General features: G+C 63.6%; 16 protein-coding genes. 7 read left to right on the top strand and 9 right to left on the bottom strand.

The genetic code is table 11. The features are described from left to right. Positions 1–15: 15 nt before the first annotated feature. Positions 16–702, bottom strand: coding sequence for an arylesterase (locus tag BLT50_RS15665; RefSeq protein WP_090029656.1), 687 nt, complete (start codon positions 700–702; stop codon positions 16–18). Here BLT50_RS15665 and BLT50_RS15660 point away from each other — a divergent pair. Both BLT50_RS15660 and BLT50_RS15655 read left to right on the top strand, forming a co-directional pair. Then, positions 701–1,396 carry an ABC transporter ATP-binding protein gene (locus tag BLT50_RS15660; RefSeq protein ID WP_090029655.1) on the top strand — a complete coding sequence of 232 codons (696 nt, stop codon included), beginning with the start codon at positions 701–703 and terminating at the stop codon, positions 1,394–1,396. The genes BLT50_RS15665 and BLT50_RS15660 overlap by 2 nt on opposite strands. Next, positions 1,393–3,921 (top strand): ABC transporter permease, encoded by a 2,529-nt coding sequence (locus BLT50_RS15655; protein WP_090029654.1) that lies wholly within the window; start codon positions 1,393–1,395, stop codon positions 3,919–3,921. The genes BLT50_RS15660 and BLT50_RS15655 overlap by 4 nt, the downstream gene beginning before the upstream one ends. A gap of 97 nt (positions 3,922–4,018) precedes the next feature. Here the strand turns inward: BLT50_RS15655 and BLT50_RS15650 are convergent, their stop codons facing one another. The 6 genes from BLT50_RS15650 to gpmI all read right to left on the bottom strand — a co-directional run bounded on the left by BLT50_RS15650 (position 4,019) and on the right by gpmI (position 9,969). After that, on the bottom strand, positions 4,019–4,876 hold the full coding sequence (locus BLT50_RS15650) for a class I SAM-dependent methyltransferase (protein WP_090029653.1): 858 nt from the start codon (positions 4,874–4,876) through the stop codon (positions 4,019–4,021). Positions 4,877–4,930: 54 nt separating this feature from the next. Continuing rightward, a complete protein-coding gene (locus BLT50_RS15645; RefSeq protein WP_090029652.1) occupies positions 4,931–5,416 on the bottom strand; it encodes a hypothetical protein in 486 nt (161 codons plus the stop codon). After that, the gene (locus BLT50_RS15640; protein WP_090029651.1) at positions 5,395–5,877 is read right to left on the bottom strand and encodes an RNA pyrophosphohydrolase; all 483 of its coding nucleotides are present in this window, start codon (positions 5,875–5,877) and stop codon (positions 5,395–5,397) included. The genes BLT50_RS15645 and BLT50_RS15640 overlap by 22 nt, the downstream gene beginning before the upstream one ends. A gap of 96 nt (positions 5,878–5,973) precedes the next feature. After that, a complete protein-coding gene (locus BLT50_RS15635) occupies positions 5,974–7,311 on the bottom strand; it encodes a S41 family peptidase (protein ID WP_090029650.1) in 1,338 nt (445 codons plus the stop codon). Between the two features lie 7 nt (positions 7,312–7,318). Further along, on the bottom strand, positions 7,319–8,455 hold the full coding sequence (locus BLT50_RS15630; protein ID WP_090029649.1) for a murein hydrolase activator EnvC family protein: 1,137 nt from the start codon (positions 8,453–8,455) through the stop codon (positions 7,319–7,321). Then, complete coding sequence (gene gpmI / locus BLT50_RS15625) at positions 8,452–9,969, bottom strand: 2,3-bisphosphoglycerate-independent phosphoglycerate mutase (RefSeq protein ID WP_090029648.1); 1,518 nt, start codon at positions 9,967–9,969, stop codon at positions 8,452–8,454. The genes BLT50_RS15630 and gpmI overlap by 4 nt, the downstream gene beginning before the upstream one ends. Before the next feature lie 191 nt (positions 9,970–10,160). On the opposite strand from gpmI, the gene carB reads away from it, so the two are divergent. After that, complete coding sequence (gene carB / locus BLT50_RS15620; protein WP_090029647.1) at positions 10,161–13,499, top strand: carbamoyl-phosphate synthase large subunit; 3,339 nt, start codon at positions 10,161–10,163, stop codon at positions 13,497–13,499. A 379-nt stretch (positions 13,500–13,878) separates the two neighbouring features. Here the strand turns inward: carB and BLT50_RS15615 are convergent, their stop codons facing one another. Together BLT50_RS15615 and BLT50_RS15610 are read right to left on the bottom strand one after the other, a co-directional pair. Next, entirely contained in the window at positions 13,879–14,778 is a 900-nt protein-coding gene (locus BLT50_RS15615) for a helix-turn-helix transcriptional regulator (RefSeq protein WP_090029646.1), read from the bottom strand. Beyond that, positions 14,778–15,236, bottom strand: coding sequence for a phage regulatory CII family protein (locus BLT50_RS15610; protein WP_090029645.1), 459 nt, complete (start codon positions 15,234–15,236; stop codon positions 14,778–14,780). Before BLT50_RS15610 ends, BLT50_RS15615 begins: the two co-directional genes overlap by 1 nt. Positions 15,237–15,614: 378 nt before the next feature. Here BLT50_RS15610 and BLT50_RS15605 point away from each other — a divergent pair, with 378 nt between their 5' ends. From BLT50_RS15605 to BLT50_RS15595, 4 genes are all read left to right on the top strand, one after another. Further along, entirely contained in the window at positions 15,615–16,211 is a 597-nt protein-coding gene (locus BLT50_RS15605) for a thymidine kinase (RefSeq protein ID WP_090029644.1), read from the top strand. A gap of 244 nt (positions 16,212–16,455) precedes the next feature. Continuing rightward, positions 16,456–17,739 (top strand): tyrosine-type recombinase/integrase, encoded by a 1,284-nt coding sequence (locus BLT50_RS15600; RefSeq protein ID WP_090029643.1) that lies wholly within the window; start codon positions 16,456–16,458, stop codon positions 17,737–17,739. Beyond that, positions 17,736–18,542, top strand: a complete 807-nt coding sequence (locus BLT50_RS19075) for a hypothetical protein (RefSeq protein WP_139170545.1) — start codon at positions 17,736–17,738, stop codon at positions 18,540–18,542. Before BLT50_RS15600 ends, BLT50_RS19075 begins: the two co-directional genes overlap by 4 nt. 79 nt (positions 18,543–18,621) lie before the next feature. Next, positions 18,622–18,861, top strand: a complete 240-nt coding sequence (locus tag BLT50_RS15595) for a helix-turn-helix transcriptional regulator (protein ID WP_090029642.1) — start codon at positions 18,622–18,624, stop codon at positions 18,859–18,861. The last annotated feature ends 52 nt before the right edge of the window (positions 18,862–18,913 follow it).

Raw genomic sequence — 18,913 nt, 5'->3', positions numbered from 1 at the left:
GCCGCAGGGCAGCGCCTAGTCGGACACGCGTTCGATCAGTTCGAGAACGTGCGGGCCCAACCCTTCGACGATGCGGCGCACGCCTTCGGCGTTGGGGTGGATGCCGTCCGGCTGGAACAGGTCGCGCATCTGCGCGGGATCGGCGCTTTCGCCAAGGCCCACGAAAAAGCTTTCGACCAGAAGCGTGTCGTATTTCGCCGCCATATCGGGCCAGATCGCTTCGAAGTCGCGCTTGAACTCGGGGCCGTAATTGCCCGGCGCCTGCATTCCCACCAGCAGAACGGCAACGCCGGCTTTCTGCGCCTCGGCCAGGATACCGTCGATGTTGGAGCGGGTGACGGCCGGGTCGATGCCGCGGAGCAGGTCGTTGCCGCCAAGTGCCACGATCATGCCGTCCACGTCCGGTGTCAGCGTCCAGGCCGCACGCGACAATCCGCCCGCCGTCGTATCGCCGGACACGCCGGCATTGATCACGCGAAACTCGTCCACGCCATTCGCGGCAAGCCACCCGCGCAACTGCGGCACAAAGCCGTCATCCTCGAGCAGGCCATAACCCTGGGTCAGGCTGTCGCCCATCGCGACGATGACCGGACCGGTCGTGCTGTGTGCGCCGGCGAGGGCCGGAGTGGCGATCAGAAGCTTGCCGATCAGGGCGGCGACCCCATATGCCAAGGACAAGTTCAAAAACAGGCGCTTTTTCATGTCAGACCCCGTGATTTCCCTCAAAGATGTGTCCTTGTCGCTGGATGGCAATGCCGGGCGTGTCGATATCCTCCACGGCATCACGCTGGATGTCCAGCGCGGGCAGACACTGGGTCTGGTCGGGCCGTCGGGGTCGGGCAAATCTTCGCTTCTGATGCTGATGGGCGGGCTGGAACGCGCCACCGGCGGCACCGTCACGGTGCTGGGGCAGGAACTGACGGGAATGAACGAGGACGCGCTGGCGCGGTTCCGGCGCGGGCATATGGGCGTGGTGTTCCAGTCGTTTCACCTGATCCCTACGCTGACCGCGCTGGAGAACGTGGCAACGCCGCTGGAACTGGCAGGCGTGCCCGACGCGATGGACCGCGCGATGGACGAGTTGCGGGCCGTGGGCCTCGAAGGCCGCGCGGGACATTACCCGTCGCAGATGTCGGGCGGCGAGCAGCAGCGCGTGGCGCTGGCCCGCGCCGCGGCGCCGCGACCCGAGATCCTGCTGGCGGACGAACCCACGGGCAACCTGGACGGCGCGAATGGTGCGGCGATCATGGACATGCTGTTCGGCCTGCGCGACCGGCACGGCGCGACGCTGGTGCTGGTGACGCATGCGCCGGACCTGGCCGCGCGCTGCGACCGCGTCGTGCATCTGCGTGACGGGCGGGTGGATACGGACGCCCAGGCGGAGGCCGCGCAATGAGCCTTGGCACAGCCGCCCGGTTTGCCCGGCGCGAATTGCGCGGAGGCCTGAAGGGGTTCTGGATTTTCCTTGCCTGCCTGGCGCTGGGGGTGGCGGCCATCGCCGCCGTGGGATCGGTACGCGCCTCGATCGAGGCCGGGCTGGCGCGGGAAGGCGCCGCGCTGCTTGGCGGGGACGCCGAGATGGAATTCACCTACCGTTTCGCCACCGACGCGGAACGCGCCTGGATGGACGACACCGCGCTGGCCGTGTCCGAAGTCACCGATTTCCGGTCGATGGTCGTGGTCGACCGCGACGGCGGCACCGAACGCGGGCTGACCCAGGTGAAATCCGTCGACGGGGCCTATCCGCTGATCGGCACGATGGCGCTGGAGCCGGACATGCCGCTGGACACCGCCCTGACCGGCCAAGACGGCCTGCCCGGCGCGGTGATGGACCCGCTGCTGGCCGACCGGCTGGCGCTGCGCATCGGTGAGGTATTCCGGCTGGGCACGCAGGATTTCGTGCTGATGGCCCGCATCGAGCGCGAGCCGGACAATGCCGGGGGCGGTTTCGGCCTGGGGCCGCGCACCCTGGTGGCGACCGGGGCACTGGCCAATTCGGGGCTGTTGCAGCCCGGCTCTCTCTATTCAACGAAATACCGGCTGGACCTGCCGGAAGGTGTCGATCTTGCCGCGCTGGAAGCCGAGGCAAAGGCCCGTTTCACCGAAACCGGACTGCGATGGCGTGACGCCAGGAACGGCGCGCCGGGCGTGGCCCAGTTCGTGGAACGGATCGGGGCGTTCCTGATCCTTGTGGGCCTGTCCGGACTGGCCGTTGGCGGCGTAGGCGTGTCGGCGGCGGTGCGGGCCTACCTGGCGCGCAAGACCTCGGTCATCGCCACGCTGCGCACGCTGGGGGCGGAACGTGCGGTGATCTTTCAGACCTATTTCCTGCAGATCGGGGCGCTTTCGCTGCTGGGCATCGCGGCGGGCCTTGTCCTGGGGGCGCTGGCTCCGATTGCGCTGGCACCGATCCTGCAGGCGCAATTGCCGGTGCCGGCGGTGTTCACCCTGCATCCCCAGCCCCTGGCCGAGGCGGCGGTCTATGGCGCGCTGACGGCGCTGATCTTTACGCTCTGGCCGCTGGCCCGGACCGAGGACATCCGCGCCGCCACCTTGTTTCGCGATGGCGGGCAATCCGCCCGCGCCCTGCCCCGCACGTCCTGGGTCGTGCTGACCGTATTACTGGCGGCGGCGCTGGTCGGGGTTGCGGGCCTTTTTTCCGGCACCTGGCGACTGACGCTGTGGACGGCGGGCGGGCTGATCTTTGCGCTGGTGCTGCTGACGCTGGCGGCCTGGGCCATCCGTATCGTCGCGCGGCGCGCGCGCGGTGCGGCGCGGCAACGCCCGGCCCTGCGTTGGGCGCTGGGATCGATATCGGGACGCGGGGCCGAGGCGGCCTCGGTCGTGCTGTCGCTGGGGCTGGGCCTGTCCGTGCTGGCCGCGGTGGGCCAGATCGACGGCAACCTGCGCGGCGCAATCGCACGCGACCTGCCCGAACAGGCGCCTTCCTATTTCTTCCTCGACATACAGCGCGACCAGATGCCCGGTTTCCTCGACCGCGTGAACAACGACCCCGCCGTCAGCCGCAGCGAAAACGCGCCGATGCTGCGCGGGGTCGTCACGCGCATCAACACCCGCCCGGCCGAAGAGGTCGCAGGCGACCACTGGGTCGTCCGGGGCGACCGCGGCATCACCTACGCGGCGGCACAACCACGCGGCACGAAAGTGGTGGCCGGGCAATGGTGGCCCGAGGATTACGACGGCCCGCCGCAGATCAGCTTTGCCGCCGAAGAGGCCGAGGAAATGGGCCTGCATCTTGGCGACACGATCACCGTCAATATCCTGGGCCGAGACATCACCGGCACGATCACCAGTTTCCGCGAGGTCGATTTCTCGACCGCCGGCATGGGGTTCGTCATGGCAATGAACGAGGCCGCGCTGGCCGGCGCACCGCACAGTTTCATCGCCACGGTCTATGCCGAGCCGCAGGCCGAAGCGGCAATCCTGCGCGACCTGGCCAACGCCTATCCCAACATCACCGCGATCCGTGTGCGCGACGCAATTGACCGCGTGGCCGAGGTTCTGGCGGGGCTTGCCGCCGCGACAAGCTGGGGCGCGGCCGCGACGCTTGTCACCGGGTTCCTCGTGCTGATCGGCGCCGCGGCGGCGGGCGACAGCGCACGCATCTACGAGGCGGCAGTTCTACGCACGCTTGGCGCGACGCGGGCCCGCATACTGACCAGCTTTGCCCTGCGCGCGGCGCTTTTGGGTCTTGGGGCGGGGCTGGTGGCGCTGGCCGCGGGCATCGCGGGCGGCTGGGCGGTCAGCCGCTACGTGCTCGAGACGGATTTCGCGGTGATCTGGCCTTCGGCCATCGCGATCGTTCTGGGCGGCATCCTTGCCACGCTGTTGTCGGGTCTGGCCTTTGCCTGGCGGCCGCTGGCGGTGCGCCCGGCCGGCGTGCTGCGCGCGCGCGAATAGCGCGGGCGCCGGCCTGCGGCGGCGCAAGGGGGCTTTGCCCCCTCTGCGGCTTTGCCGCATTCACCCCCGAGTATTTGGGGCAAGATGAAGGATCGGATCAGCCCCGCGACCGGAGCCGCATCATCACGTAGGTATTGTGTTCCGCGAACACCGTGCGATTGCGGGTCTGCTGGTTGAGCCGCTGGTCAAGGCGCGCGCGTTTGCGGTCGCTCATGACGGTCCGAAGAAGGCGCGAAAGGGCCCAGCGCACGCGCGGGCGTTTGTCCTGCAGCTCCTGATCGACGCGGGTCAGGCCGTATCCGAGCACATTGAACAGGCCCTGTTCGATCTCGACCGACGGGGCGGTGTGTTCGGTGATGTCCTCTTGGCTCACCACGTCCAGGGGCAGGCTTTCAAGCGCCTTGCGGAAATTCGCGATCGCATGGCCGCCGCCGACTGTGGCGCGGGTCGCGTCCGGCTTGAACCGTTCGCTGCGGAAGCAGTCGGCCAGGACGATCTCACCACCATCGGCCAGCAGCCCGAGGCATTTCGGCAGACTTTGATCGAGCGGGATGTACTGGAAGCTTTCGGAGAACAAGCAGACATCGAAGGGCCCCTGCCCGGTAAATTCCTCGAACGTGCATTCGTGCACGCGCGCGCCCTGCGCGTTTTCGCGGCAGCGTTCGGCCAGAAACGGGCTGGGCACGACGATGTCGACCTGATGCCCCAGCGCCAGCAGCTTTTTCGCGGTCTCGCCGGCGCCGCCCCCGATATCGAGGATGCGTACCGGGCGGTCGGGCAGCAGCGCGAACAGCTTGTCGGTATAGGCCTCCTGCGCGGCGCGCAGGTTGGCAGCCGTCACCTCGAGCCCCTTCCAATAGCCGTAATGCAGGTTTTCTGCACCCGTCAGCCATTTGACGAAAGCCAGGCCGATATCAAGGCCGATCGAGCGTGTATCCAGTTTCTTGCGTGCCATGCGGGGCGGGTTAGCCCAGAGGCGGCGGTTTGAAAAGCTGCAAAATGCGCTGGCCTATGGCGCAGGGGTGCAATCGGCGCCTTTCATGCAGGCTTGCAGGCGGTCGGCGACCTGCGCATCCGGCCGCGGCCAGACCATTCCGCCGCAGGGCGACAGCTCGACCGCCCAGCCATGCGGACCCTGGCGAAGAAAGGCGATCAGCTCTTCGTCCGGCTGCGCGCCGCCGCACCAGGGGCCGATGCACCCCACCTCGAGCGTGACATCCATCGCGCGGGGTGCGTCGAACCCGCCCTGTGTCAGCAAGGCACCTTCGAACCGCGCGGGAACAAGGCTCCGTTCGGGGGCGTCGGCCGTGGCCTCGGCCCGTGGGAGCCGGTCGGGATCGAATGACAGGCTGCCGAGGCCGACCATGTACGTGTCGGGCGAGTCAGCCGCGCGGGTCCAGAGGCGGTCGATATCCGGCGATATGCACGAAAGCGCCATTGCGGGCAGCGGCAGGGCCGCCAGCGCAAGCGCGATCAGAGCTTGCCGCGGAAACATTCCAGAACCTGTTCGTAGACGGCGCGCTTGAACGGCACGATCTGATCGACGACCGCGTCTGCGGGCAACCAGCGCCATTCGGAAAATTCGGGGTGATCGGTCTGGATGTTCACCTGCCCGTCATGCCCGTGAAACCGCGCCAGAACCCATTTCTGGCGCTGACCCCGGAAACGGCCCTTCCAGATGCGCGGCACAATGTGATGCGGCAGGTCATAAGTGACCCACTTCCGCGTTTCCGCCTCGATCGTGACCATGTCGGCGGTCACGCCGGTTTCTTCCCAAAGCTCGCGCAGGGCGGCCTCTCGCGGGGTTTCGCCCTCGTCGATGCCACCCTGCGGCATTTGCCAGGCCGGCACCTCGCTGTCGATGCGCTGGCCCACGAACAATTCGCCAGCCTCGTTGGCCAGCATGACACCGACGCAGGGGCGATAGGGCAGTTTGGCGATGTCTTCGGGGGTCATCCGCGTCTCTTCATCTTGCCGGAAATACTCCCGCCGGAGGCACGCGCCGGGGCACCCGGCGCGTTGGGCGCGCGCGTCAGCGCGCGCCACCGGCGATCATTCGGCCGCGGGCGCAAGGGCGCTCAGGCCGCGCAGGATATCGACGGCATAGGCCAGTTGATAATCCTCTTCGCGCAGCTGGGCTGCCTTGTCCGCCTTGGCGCGGTCCTCTTCGATCTGGCGGATTTCGTCCTCGGTGAGCGAGTCGTTGTCCAGGCGCCCGCGCAGATCGGCCTCGGAGCGCGACCTTGGCGTCGTCTGCTCTTCCTCCTCCGCATTGGGCGAACGGCGCGGCTGCTGCACGACGATGTCGGGCGATACGCCGAGGTTCTGGATCGAACGGCCGGACGGCGTGTAATACCGCGCGGTGGTCAGGCGCATCGCGCCATCGCCCCGCAGCGGCATGACCGTCTGAACCGAGCCCTTGCCGAAGCTTTTGGTGCCCACGACGATCGCGCGGCGGTGATCCTGCAGCGCGCCCGCGACGATTTCGGACGCGGACGCCGAACCGCCATTGATAAGCACGACGATGGGTTTGCCATTGGCCAGGTCGCCCGGCGTCGCGTTGTAGCGGTCGCCGTCTGCCGGGTCGCGGCCGCGGGTCGACACGATTTCACCCTTTTCCAGGAACGCGTCGCTGACACGGATCGCCTGGGTCAGCAGGCCGCCGGGATTGTTGCGCAGGTCCAGAACGATGCCGCTGATCTTGTCCAGCCCGCCCAGTTCGTCGACCGTCTTGTTCAACCCTTCTTCGAGATTGGCAAAGGTCTGGTCGTTGAAGGTGGTCACCCGCAACACCACGGCATCGCCTTCGGCGCGCGCGCGCACGGCCTGCAGCTTGATCGTGGCGCGCACCAGCGAAACGTCGAAGGGCTCGGCCTCGCCCTCGCGGACGATGGTGATGACGATCTCGCTGCCCACCGGGCCGCGCATCTTGTCGACGGCCTCGTCCAGGGTCAGACCAAGCACGCTTTCGCCATCGACATGGGTGATGAAATCGCCGGCTTCGATCCCGGCCTCGGCAGCGGGCGTGCTGTCGATCGGCGACACGACCTTGACGAAGCCCTCTTCCTGCGTGACCTCGATGCCGAGACCGCCGAATTCACCCCGGGTCTGGACCCGCATGTCCGCGGCAGCGTCCGGCGACAGGTAACTGGAATGCGGGTCGAGCGAGGTGAGCATGCCGTTGATCGCAGCCTCGATCAGCTCTTTCTCGTCCACCTCCTCAACGTACTGGGCGCGGATGCGTTCGAAAATATCGCCGAATAGATCAAGCTGCTCGTAGACGCTGGATTGCTTGCCGGCTTCCTGTGCGACGAGCGGGCCTGCGACCTGCGTTGTGGCGATCACCCCGGCCAAAGTGCCACCCAGCGCGGCCATGACGAATTTCTTCATGCTTCAGTCATCCTTCCTGCATTGCAAACCATACCGACGGATCGATCGGCTGATTGTCTTGCCTGACTTCTATATAGAGCGTTTCGGGCCGCGTGTTTCCAGCCCCCTCGCCTGATTGTGTTATCACCGCGCCAATTTCCGCGTCTTTGCCGCCCATTAGACCCACCGGACTGCCCGCCGGAAGCACTTCGCCAGTCTCGCCATAGACGACATCGAGCCCGGCGAGCACGAACAGCGTGCCGGCCTGGGGTTCGAGAATCATCACGTTGCCATAATCGAGCAGTGGGCCGCGGTATCGGATCGTGGCCGCAACGGGCGTGGTGACCAGTGCGCGGGGGCGCGTCGCCAGCAGAATTCCGGGGCGTGCGATCCCCGCCGCATCCGCCTCGCCTGCGCGGCGCAAAAGCTGGCCCTGAACCGGCAGCGGCAATGCGCCCTTTCGATGGGTGATGTCGGGCAGGCTGCCCTGGCTTTCTTCCAGTGCGATCTGGCTGAGCCCGCTGGCGAATCCTTCGAGCGTTTCGGTCGAGGCGATCAGGATCGCGGTTTTGACGGGGTCTTCGGTAAAGCGGCGCGGCAGCGGCTGGCGGTCGGCAACCGCCTGGCTGAGAGCGGTGCGCGCCTGCTGCACGCCGTTCAGACCCTCGCGCAGGGTGTCGGCCGCGGTTTCCTGCAGGGCGCGCAACGTGCGGACCTCGGCCAGCTTGGAGCGCAGTTCGTCGGCGCGGGCGTTCAGGGCCGGGGCGACATCGGCCAGGATCATGCCGGACCGCGCGGTGCCTGTCGGTCCGGTGGGGTGCAGGAACAGGACCGGCGCGGGCGACTGGCCCATGGCCTGCAATACGCCAAGCAGGCGGGCGATCTCGTCCTCGCGGGCCTGCAACTCGGCCAGCAGGCTTTGTTCGCGGATGGCGGCGCGGCGCAGCCCGTCGCGCATCGCCTCGAGCCCGTCTTCGTAGGCGCGCAGGGTTTCCGTCAGCGCCTTGACGCGGTTGCGCGCACCGTCGGCGGCGTCCAGTTGCCGCGATGCCTCGTCAAGCCGTTGAGCCGCCGCGCGCGCCGCCGCAGCCGGATCGGGCGCGGTTTGCGCCGATAACGGGCCCGACCATGCAATCAGGCAGGCAAGGGCGGCCGCGCGGATCATGCGATCAGGCTTTCCCCCGTCATCTCGGGTGGCTGTTCCAGCCCCATCAGTTGCAGCAGCGTGGGCGCAAGATCGGCCAGGCGGCCAGGTTTCAGGGTTGCGCCTTCGGGCCCGCCGACAAGGATCACGGGCACCGGGTTCGTGGTGTGCGCGGTATGCGGGCCGCCCGTGACGGGGTCGCGCATCACTTCGCAGTTTCCGTGGTCCGCCGTGACGATCATCGCGCCCCCTGCCCGTTCCAGCGCCGCCAACACCCGCCCCAGGCCCTGGTCCACCGCCTCGCAGGCGGCGACCGCGGCCTTCAGGTCGCCGGTGTGGCCGACCATGTCAGGGTTGGCGTAATTTGTCACGATCAGGTCATAGCCGTCCTCGATCGCCTGCACGAAATGGTCGGTCACCTCGGGTGCGCTCATTTCAGGCTGCATGTCATAGGTCGCGACCTTGGGGCTGGCCGCCATGTAGCGGTCTTCGCCCTTTTCGGGGCTTTCCTTGCCGCCGTTCAGAAAGAAGGTGACATGCGGGTATTTCTCGGTCTCGGCCAGGTGGAACTGGCGCTTGCCGTGGGCAGCCACCCATTCGGCCAGCGTGTTGCGGATGTCGCGCGACGGAAACATCGTCGTCATATAGCCGTTGTGGGAGTCGGAATATTCGACCATCCCCAGCACAGCCGCCCAGTCGGGCCGGCCCGTCGCATCGAAGGCATCGAACCCAGGTTCGGCCACGGCGCGCAGGATCTCGCGCGCCCGGTCGGCACGGAAATTCAGGCAAAAGAACCCGTCCCCGTCGCGCGCACCGGCGTAATCGCCGATCACGGTCGCGGTGATGAACTCATCGGTTTCCGAACGGTTATACGCGGCATCGACCGCGCGCTGCGCGGTTCCGGCATGCAGACCCTTGCCCAGGACCATCGCGGCAAATGCCTCTTCCACGCGGTCCCAGCGATTGTCGCGGTCCATCGTGAAATAGCGTCCGGTCACCGTTCCGACGCTAGCGCCCGCCGGCAAGGCTTCCTGTAGCGCCTCGACATAGGTGAACGCCGATTTCGGCGCCACGTCGCGGCCATCCGTCACGGCATGGAGCACCACCGGAACGCCGGCCGATGCAATCGCGTTGATCGCGGCCAGGATATGGGTGATGTGGCCATGCACGCCGCCATCCGACAACAGCCCCATCAGGTGCGCGGTGCCGCCGGTTTCCTTAAGCTTGGCGATGAAGGCCTGCAGCGCATCATTGCGCGCAAAGCTGCCGTCCTCGATCGCCAGGTCGATCTGGCCAAGGTCCATCGCAACCACGCGCCCGGCGCCGATATTGGTGTGCCCGACCTCGGAATTGCCCATCTGCCCGCGCGGCAGGCCGACATCCGGCCCATGCGTGATCAGCAGGTTGTGCGGACAGGTTTTCCAGATGCGGTCGAAATTCGGGGTATCGGCCTGCGCCACGGCGTTGTCCTCGGGGTCTTCGCGATATCCCCAGCCATCGAGGATGCAAAGAACGACGGGTTTGGGCATGCGCATGCTGCGGAGACTCCTGCATAATCCATGGCCGCCTTCTAGCGCCTCGGGGCGCCGGGGTGAACCGGTTTTCCTGACGCACCGCATCAGGGGTTGCGCCGCGCCCCGCGATGTCTATAACCCACGACAATTTGCGCGGCCCGACTCTGCCAGGTCCGGGCCGCTGGCTGCCCGCAAAAACAGAGGTCCGAGACATGCCCAAGAGAACCGATATCAAATCCATCATGATCATCGGCGCAGGGCCCATCATCATCGGACAGGCCTGCGAATTCGATTACTCCGGGGCCCAGGCCTGCAAGGCGCTCAAGGAAGAGGGATACCGGGTCGTCCTGGTGAACTCGAACCCGGCCACGATCATGACCGATCCGGGGCTGGCCGATGCCACCTATATCGAGCCGATCACCCCCGAAGTCGTCGCCAAGATCATCGAAAAGGAACGCCCCGACGCGCTGCTGCCGACGATGGGCGGGCAGACGGGTCTGAACACTTCGCTGGCGCTGGCGGACATGGGTGTGCTGGAAAAATTCGGGGTCGAGCTGATCGGCGCAAACCGCGACGCCATCGAAATGGCCGAGGACCGCAAGCTGTTCCGCGAGGCGATGGACCGCCTCGGCATCGAAAACCCGCGCGCCACAATCGTCACCGCGCCCAAGGACGCCAAGGGGCATTTCGATTTGGAGGCGGGTGTCGCCAAGGCGCTCGAGGCGCTTGAGGATATCGGCCTGCCCGCGATCATCCGTCCCGCCTTTACCCTGGGCGGCACCGGCGGCGGCGTGGCCTATAACCGCGACGATTACATCCATTATTGCCGCACGGGCATGGATGCCTCGCCGGTCGGGCAGATATTGGTCGACGAAAGCCTTCTGGGCTGGAAGGAATACGAGATGGAAGTCGTCCGCGACAAGGCGGACAACGCGATCATCGTCTGCTCCATCGAAAACGTGGACCCGATGGGCGTGCATACGGGCGACTCGATCACCGTGGCCCCGGCGCTGACGCTGACCGACAAGGAATACCAGATCATGCGCAACGGCAGCATCGCCGTGTTGCGCGAGATCGGCGTGGAAACCGGCGGGTCGAACGTGCAATGGGCGATCAACCCCGAAGACGGCCGCATGGTCGTGATCGAAATGAACCCCCGCGTCAGCCGTTCCTCGGCGCTGGCGTCCAAGGCCACCGGCTTCCCGATCGCCAAGATCGCGGCGAAACTGGCCGTCGGCTACACTTTGGACGAGCTCGACAACGATATCACCAAGGTGACGCCGGCCAGCTTCGAGCCGACCATCGACTATGTCGTGACCAAGATCCCGAAATTCGCGTTCGAGAAATTCCCCGGCTCCAAGCCGCACCTGACCACCGCGATGAAATCGGTGGGCGAGGCTATGGCCATCGGCCGCACCATCCACGAGTCGCTGCAAAAGGCACTGGCGTCGATGGAATCGGGCCTGACCGGCTTTGACGAGGTCGAAATCGAAGGCGCGCCCGACAAGGCCGCCGTCATCAAGGCGATTTCCGAACAGACACCCGACCGGATGCGCACCATCGCGCAGGCGATGCGTCACGGGCTGAGCGACGATGACATCCACGGCGTCACCATGTTCGACCCCTGGTTCCTGGCGCGCATCCGCGAAATCGTCGAGACCGAGGAAGAGATCAGGAAGAACGGCCTGCCGGTGACCGAAGACGGGCTGCGGCGGCTGAAGATGATGGGCTTTACCGATGCCCGCCTGGCCAAGCTGACCGGCCGCACCGAAGGCAACGTGCGCCGCGCGCGCCAGAACCTTGGCGTCACGGCGGTGTTCAAGCGCATCGACACCTGCGCGGCCGAGTTCGAGGCCCAGACCCCTTACATGTATTCCACCTACGAGGCCCCCGCGATGGGCGACGTGGAATGCGAGGCACGCCCCAGCGACCGCAAGAAGGTGGTGATCCTGGGCGGCGGCCCGAACCGGATCGGCCAGGGGATCGAGTTCGACTATTGCTGCTGTCACGCCTGTTTCGCGCTGACCGACGCGGGCTATGAAACCATCATGGTCAACTGCAACCCGGAAACGGTGTCGACCGACTACGACACGTCCGACCGGCTGTATTTCGAACCGCTGACATTCGAGCATGTCATGGAAATCCTGCGGGTCGAGCAGGAAAAGGGCACGCTGCACGGCGTGATCGTGCAGTTCGGCGGCCAGACCCCGCTGAAGCTGGCCAACGCGCTTTACGAAGAAGGCATTCCGATCCTCGGCACCACACCCGACGCGATCGACCTTGCAGAAGACCGCGAACGGTTCCAGCAACTGGTGAACAAGCTGGGGCTGAAACAGCCACGCAACGGCATCGCCAGCACCGACGCACAGGCGCTGGCCATCGCCGAGGATATCGGCTTTCCGCTGGTGATCCGGCCCTCTTACGTTCTGGGCGGCCGCGCGATGGAAATCGTGCGCGACATGGCCCATCTGGAACGCTACATCAACGAGGCCGTGGTCGTTTCGGGCGACAGCCCCGTTCTTCTCGACAGCTACCTGTCGGGGGCCATCGAATGCGATGTCGATGCGCTGAGCGATGGCAAGACCGTGCATGTCGCGGGCATCATGCAGCACATCGAAGAGGCGGGCGTCCATTCCGGCGACAGCGCCTGTTCGCTGCCGCCCTACTCGCTGCCCGCCGACATCATCGACGAGATCAAGCGCCAGACCGAAGCGCTGGCGCTGGAGCTGGGCGTCGTGGGGCTGATGAACGTGCAGTTCGCCGTCAAGGACGGCGACATCTACCTGATCGAGGTAAACCCGCGCGCAAGCCGCACGGTGCCCTTCGTCGCCAAGGCGACAGACAGCGCGATCGCCTCGATTGCCGCCCGTCTGATGGCGGGCGAGCCGATGGAGAACTTCCCGCTGCGCGGCCCCTACCCCAAGGACGCCAAGCCCGGAACGTTGCCGATGGCGGACCCGATGACGCTGGCCGACCCCAACATGCCTTGGTTCTCGGTCAAAGAAGCGGTGCTGCCATTCGCGCGCTTCCCCGGTGTGGATACGATCCTGGGCCCGGAAATGCGCTCGACCGGCGAAGTGATGGGGTGGGACGTGTCGTTCCCTCTGGCATTCCTCAAGGCGCAGCTGGGCGCCGGATCGGATCTGCCGCGCGAAGGCAAGGTTTTCGTTTCGATCAAGGACGAGGACAAGACCGAAGCGATGGCCGGCGCGGCCCGCACCCTTGTCGAACTGGGCCTGAGCCTGATCGGCACGCGGGGCACGGCGAAATGGCTGAAAGAGGCAGGCGTCGATTGCGAAACGGTCAACAAGGTCTATGAGGGCCGGCCCAACATCGTCGACATGCTAAAGGACGGCCAGATCGCGCTGGTGTTCAACACCACCGAAGGCGCGCAAGCGGTCGAAGACAGCCGCGAAATCCGTTCGGTCGCCCTCTATGACAAGATCCCGTATTTCACGACGGCCGCGGGTGCCGTCGCCGCGGTCGAGGCCATGAAGGCCCGCACGCTGGGTGATTTCGGGGTCATGGCGCTTCAGGGGGCGCAAGCCTGACCACTGCGCGAATCGTCTGAGGCGGACTCTGCCGCAACCGGATAGGCGGCCGCCCACACCCTGTCATTTTTGTCAGGCAACCCGTCGTTGCCTGTCATTTTTGACAGGGCGTTTCGCACCTTTCCCGACGTTTCGCCCAAGACAGCCCGTCTTTCGCTTTTTAGACTGAACGGTGGGGGAGAGGTGGTTCTGCTGTCCCCAATCCTGCAGAACCATTCAGGGTGAGAGAACGAAACCCCCGTATATTTCTCGCGTTTCTGGCGATCCGCCTGCACGGTCCCCGTGTGGCTGCGGTGTCACCAGTTTACCTAGGGAAGTCATTTCAGCAAGACCAGAGGGTCGGCCATGCCGGCCCTCTTTTTTACATAATAACAAGAAGTTAGCGCAGATTTGAAATCGGCCCCTCGCGCCGGGATCTTTCGCCGCTGCCGTCCATCTGGACCAGGATCTCGACCTCGTCGGCATCCGATGCGCCATGTGACAACGGATCGGCCACAAGCCCAAGACTCATGGCAAGCGCCGCCAGTCCGCTGCGGTTCTCGATACCGGTCTTTTCCGTCAAGCTGTGCATGCGCTGGCGGACCGCCGACACCGAGATATCCAGTTGGCGGGCAATCGCCTTGTCCTTCAGCCCGTGCCCCAACAGGACAAGCAATTCGCGTTGCTTGTCAGATATCGCATTCCGGTCGGCGAATTCGGCCGCGAAATGCATCACGTATCTTTGGTGCGCGGCCATCGCCGCCACATGCAGCGTCCAGCCATGTGCACGCAGAATCGTCAGCATGTCACGGCGCGCATGGTTGCCGGAAAAGGTGATCAGCCCGGATTGCGGCGGCGCATGGATGCGCAACGGCACCGAAAAACCGGCGCGCAAGCCCTTTTCAGCGGCCAGTTCCAGCACCTTGCGCCGTTTCGGCGGCACCGGGTGGAAATCGTCGATGAACTCCAGCCCCGTCACGATCGGGGTCAGATGATCAAGCGCGTGGCTGCGGAAGTACGACCACTTCTGAACCACGGGATCTTCGTTCAGTGAATTGAGCCACGAGGAATCGTAGGACGTGCGCACAAAGCGCGTCTTTTTCCAATCTCGGAAACTGCTGGCCGAGATGAAATCGATATAAGGCAGGTCCAACGTCCGGCCCAGCCGGACAAGTCTCTGCCAGACCTCGATCGAGCGCTCGGTCGCCTCGAGGTCGCGCAAAAATTCATGCAGCACGGCCGGCGTCTGCTTTTCGGCCTCGATCAGGGGCCGGTGTGGCAATGCGGCCGTGGGTTTCATCACGCGGTTTCTTCCTCCAGGTGCAGCTTCATATCCAGAAGCACCTGTTGCAGGGCCAGGGTCTCTTTCAGAAGCCGCTTGGCTTCGTTCGCGGTTATGACGCCGTCCTCGATTGATTGCTGGTATTCCGCCATCAGCAGGGCAAAGCGCTGGCTCAGCGCGATCACATCCGAATTCACGCCGCCGCCGCTGGGCCGGTTGGGGCGGCGTTCGTCCATCGCAAGGGTGATCCCCTTGAGCTCGGCCAACGCGCTGGTGACATGCGGATAGCTGGACGCTTCTTCCAGTGCGGCCACCGCGTCGATCGGCATGAAACGCTCGGAATGCTCGGCATGATCCGAGTAGTAGCGCCCCAGCGTCGCCTTGGATTTTCCGGTCAGTACGCAGGCCTGCTCAACCCCCACATCCTTGACCAGCGCTTCGGTGTGTTTCTTCAAGTAACTGCTGACCGCGCTCATCTTCTACCTTTCGCCCCGTTGGGGAAACCATGTGTAAATGTCCCATTAATAGCTTTGAATACATTTGTCATGCGTCAAGAAACCCCATGTTTTTCGGCGTTTTCCGAATGGTCAGCACGCGCTGCGCCGGCCTTGGAGGGATTTCGCGCCTTTGCTGCCGGGAACGGCAGCACGGCCTCTGGACGGCGTGCGCGTGGGTGCATTTTGTACCTTCAGCGCGCGGAACGCGAGGGCGGCAGTCAATCCGCAACTGCCCCGTGAGGACCATCCGATGCCGGTGTCAGCCGCGGCCCGAACGCAAAGACCATCGCCAAACCCACCACCGCGATGCATCAAGCAGTCTTGCCAAGCACGTGCGGGCAGGATTATTCCGCAGCCATGGCAAAGCTCTATTTCCATTATTCGACAATGAACGCGGGCAAGTCCACCGTGCTGCTTCAGGCGGCGCATAACTACCGCGAGCGTGGGATGGACACCTACCTGCTGACGGCGCAACTCGACACGCGCGAGGGGCAAGGCCGCATCGCCAGCCGGATCGGAATAGGAAGCGATGCCGACACATTTGCCCCGGGCGAAGACCTGTTCGAAAAGATCGCCCAACGGCTGCAGGTCAGCCCGGTCGCCTGTGTCTTTATCGACGAGGCCCAGTTTCTGGAAGAGGCGCAGGTCTGGCAACTCGCCCGCGCGGTGGATGACCTTGGCGTGCCGGTGATGGCCTACGGGCTGCGCGTCGACTTTCGCGGGCAGCTTTTTCCGGGCTCGGCCACATTGCTGGCGCTTGCGGACGAGATGCGCGAGGTCCGCACCATCTGCCACTGCGGAAAGAAGGCAACGATGGTGGTGCGCAAGGATGCATCAGGCCGCGCCCTGCGCGACGGCGCCCAGGTTCAGATCGGTGGAAACGAGACCTATGTCAGCCTCTGCCGGCGCCACTGGCGCGAGGCGGTGGGCGACGGGCAAACCCGCGCGGATTAACGGAAAAACCGCGCAGTTTTAACTGGTGCGGGTGCCGCGATCACCGTCGCCACCACTGGCGTATGTGCAAATTATTTCAGGGGAAAGTGGCGGACTGGGGAGCCGCCATCCGTAACTCCTTGAAGTTCCGGCGGATACCGTGGTTGTTCAATAAAAATTGAGATTTTAAGGCTTTTCGAGTACGAGATATTCCGGCACACTCCACCTAGTTCCTCGCTTACGTGGGGGACAGAGTGGGGGATAAATGCCCAAGGCGAACATCAGAAGGCAAGAACGCAAGCTCACGGCACGCTTCGTCGAGACCGTTTCAGAGCCAGGCAAGTATTTCGATGGGCACGGCCTGTTCCTACGCGTAAGGACAAACGGCTCAAAGCAATGGGTGCAACGCATCACTATTCGGGGCAAGCGCTGCGAACTTGGACTTGGTAGCCCCCCTGCTGTTCCTCTGGCCAAAGCTCGTGAGCGTGCATTGGAAAACCACGGGAAGGCCATGTTGGGAGGGGATCCACTCGCCGAAAGACGCGAAGCAAGCGAAAAGCTTAGCTTCTCACAAGCAGTCGAAAAATATCTGTCCATCAAACTGACGGAATTTCGCAATGAGAAGCATCGCAAACAATGGCGATCCACACTCGACACGTACGCAATCCCCATTCTTGGTTCAAAGCTGGTTGCCGAGATAGCGGTGCAGGACATCTTGCGCGTACTGGAGCCGATCTGGTGGGAAAAGACGGAAACTGCCAAGCGGCTTCGTGGTCGCATCGAAAATGTTCTTTCGTGGGCAACCGTTGCTGGGCATCGGTCTGGCGACAACCCAGCCCGGTGGAAAGGCAATCTTTCTGAAATTCTGCCCAAACCTGCAAAGGTCGCGAACAAGGACAACCAACCAGCGCTTGCGCTCAGGGATGTTTCCCGCTGGTGGGTAGACCTTTCCAATCGAGAAGGGATGGCTGCAAAGGCATTGCAGTTTGCGATGCTCACGGCCTCTCGATCCGGCGCCGTGCGCCTTGCAACTTGGGATGAGATTGATTTGACCGCTCGTATATGGACCATTCAGCCAGGACGCGCTTCGAGCAAGATACCAGCAAGCGGCAATCCGCACCGCGTACCATTAACCGAAGAAGCAATTTCTCTTCTGAAGAGCCTGCCGCGCATCACCGTAAGTCATCATATCTTCTTTGCACCACGTGGAGGCGCTCTCTCTGACATGAGCCTTTCGGCAGTCATGAGGCGCCTGCACAAAGCAGAGATCGAACAAGGCCTACAGGGCTATCTCGATCCGCGCAGCAAGCGTCCGGCTGTCCCGCATGGTCTACGATCCACTTTCCGACAATGGGCGGCTGAACAGGGCTATCCACGCGACATGGCTGAGCTCGCTCTCGCACACACCGTTGGCTCCGATGTCGAGCGGGCCTACCAGCGCTCAGACATGCTGGAGCGGCGTCGAGAGATGATGAGCGCCTGGGCAGAGTTTCTTAAAAATACGGAAGGTGGCGCCAAGAAGTTAATAAAGCTTAGGCTCCAGAAATGAGTGAAGAAAAAAATCCGCTAGTCTATGCCGTGTCAAACGAAGACTTGGATGATTTTCTGGGCGGATACTTGAATGCTGCGTTCTCGAACGGGAAACTGCGCCTAGAATATTTAAAGTTTTGGCATCAGCACTCCGAGGGTGAGATTTCCACCTCTCTATGTGCGGCAGAAGAAGCCGAATTTACTGAAATTCTGCTCGCAGCATCAGAAGGCAATGCTCTCGCGGCGCTTGATGGTTTGTTGTTCTGCGAACGGAACGGCATAGCTCCGCCTGTCTTTTTGCTTGAATGCATCTGCGCGATTTTTGGAGCAGCCTTGCGAGGAGAAAGCTTGGGGAAGAGAGGACGAGGAAACAATCCGATAGCAAAAGCACGCGGGCAAGCGTTGAACCACTGGCGAGTTTCTACGGTCAAGAAAATAGTTTCAACTCAAGAACAAATTAAGAATTTTGGCTGGACGCTTGATCCCGATGATATTCTATTTCAAGTGTCTTTGCCCGCTGAGACTATCGATCTTCTAAAACGGGAGAAATTGTCAGACATAGGCTCCACCGTAAACGACGCACTAGAGGTGGCTACTATCTCTCTTAGAGGCACGCCAGCTCAATGCAGTGAAGATTGGCTAGCAAAAGTCTACTACGAAAAGTCGAATACCAAGATCGACAAATATCAGCCAAGTGAAGAGTTGATGAACTTTCTCTTTATTGAACATGCTCCACTAGCCTGGCCGTTTTCATTCGGCCCAAAAGAGCGCTTGCAAAATCTTGATGATATTCTTGATGATCTTGTTCCGGAGCCAAAATAGCGATTTTACCCCTGTAAAATCTTGAGGCCCACTCCGGCATCTTTCGGTCAGTGCTTACTAAACCCGAAAGGAGCCGAGTATGTCTAATACTCAGCGTGATCTCGCCCGACCAAATGCTAGAGCGGGAGAGCCTAAACAGGAGAGTTTACTCCGCCGCCACATGGTGGAGGCCCGGACAGGGCTTTCCCGCTCGACAATTTACGACTGGATGAAACGTGGGGAATTCCCCAAGCCCGTGAAACTTGGCGCCCGCCTTGTTGCCTGGCGCGAGAGCGAAATTAACGCGTGGCTAGAAAGCCGCGAACCGCGGAGGGCCTGAGATGCTGGTTCTCCACCGCACCCACCACGAAACCTCCGACCACTTCGCGGGC

Source organism: Lutimaribacter saemankumensis, assembly GCF_900100005.1.
Classification (GTDB): domain Bacteria; phylum Pseudomonadota; class Alphaproteobacteria; order Rhodobacterales; family Rhodobacteraceae; genus Lutimaribacter; species Lutimaribacter saemankumensis.
Note: the sequence above shows the minus strand (reverse complement) of the source record. Positions and strands in the feature narration are given on the sequence as shown.

Coding starts and splice junctions, on each gene's coding strand:
- BLT50_RS15645 (WP_090029652.1), bottom strand. CDS start 5,416: ATGTTTCCGCGGCAAGCTCTGATCGCGCTTGCGCTGGCGGCCCTGCCG.
- BLT50_RS15605 (WP_090029644.1), top strand. CDS start 15,615: ATGGCAAAGCTCTATTTCCATTATTCGACAATGAACGCGGGCAAGTCC.
- BLT50_RS15615 (WP_090029646.1), bottom strand. CDS start 14,778: ATGAAACCCACGGCCGCATTGCCACACCGGCCCCTGATCGAGGCCGAA.
- gpmI (WP_090029648.1), bottom strand. CDS start 9,969: ATGCGCATGCCCAAACCCGTCGTTCTTTGCATCCTCGATGGCTGGGGA.
- BLT50_RS15635 (WP_090029650.1), bottom strand. CDS start 7,311: ATGAAGAAATTCGTCATGGCCGCGCTGGGTGGCACTTTGGCCGGGGTG.
- BLT50_RS19075 (WP_139170545.1), top strand. CDS start 17,736: ATGAGTGAAGAAAAAAATCCGCTAGTCTATGCCGTGTCAAACGAAGAC.
- BLT50_RS15650 (WP_090029653.1), bottom strand. CDS start 4,876: ATGGCACGCAAGAAACTGGATACACGCTCGATCGGCCTTGATATCGGC.
- carB (WP_090029647.1), top strand. CDS start 10,161: ATGCCCAAGAGAACCGATATCAAATCCATCATGATCATCGGCGCAGGG.
- BLT50_RS15595 (WP_090029642.1), top strand. CDS start 18,622: ATGTCTAATACTCAGCGTGATCTCGCCCGACCAAATGCTAGAGCGGGA.
- BLT50_RS15665 (WP_090029656.1), bottom strand. CDS start 702: ATGAAAAAGCGCCTGTTTTTGAACTTGTCCTTGGCATATGGGGTCGCC.
- BLT50_RS15630 (WP_090029649.1), bottom strand. CDS start 8,455: ATGATCCGCGCGGCCGCCCTTGCCTGCCTGATTGCATGGTCGGGCCCG.
- BLT50_RS15660 (WP_090029655.1), top strand. CDS start 701: ATGTCAGACCCCGTGATTTCCCTCAAAGATGTGTCCTTGTCGCTGGAT.
- BLT50_RS15640 (WP_090029651.1), bottom strand. CDS start 5,877: ATGACCCCCGAAGACATCGCCAAACTGCCCTATCGCCCCTGCGTCGGT.
- BLT50_RS15610 (WP_090029645.1), bottom strand. CDS start 15,236: ATGAGCGCGGTCAGCAGTTACTTGAAGAAACACACCGAAGCGCTGGTC.
- BLT50_RS15600 (WP_090029643.1), top strand. CDS start 16,456: ATGCCCAAGGCGAACATCAGAAGGCAAGAACGCAAGCTCACGGCACGC.
- BLT50_RS15655 (WP_090029654.1), top strand. CDS start 1,393: ATGAGCCTTGGCACAGCCGCCCGGTTTGCCCGGCGCGAATTGCGCGGA.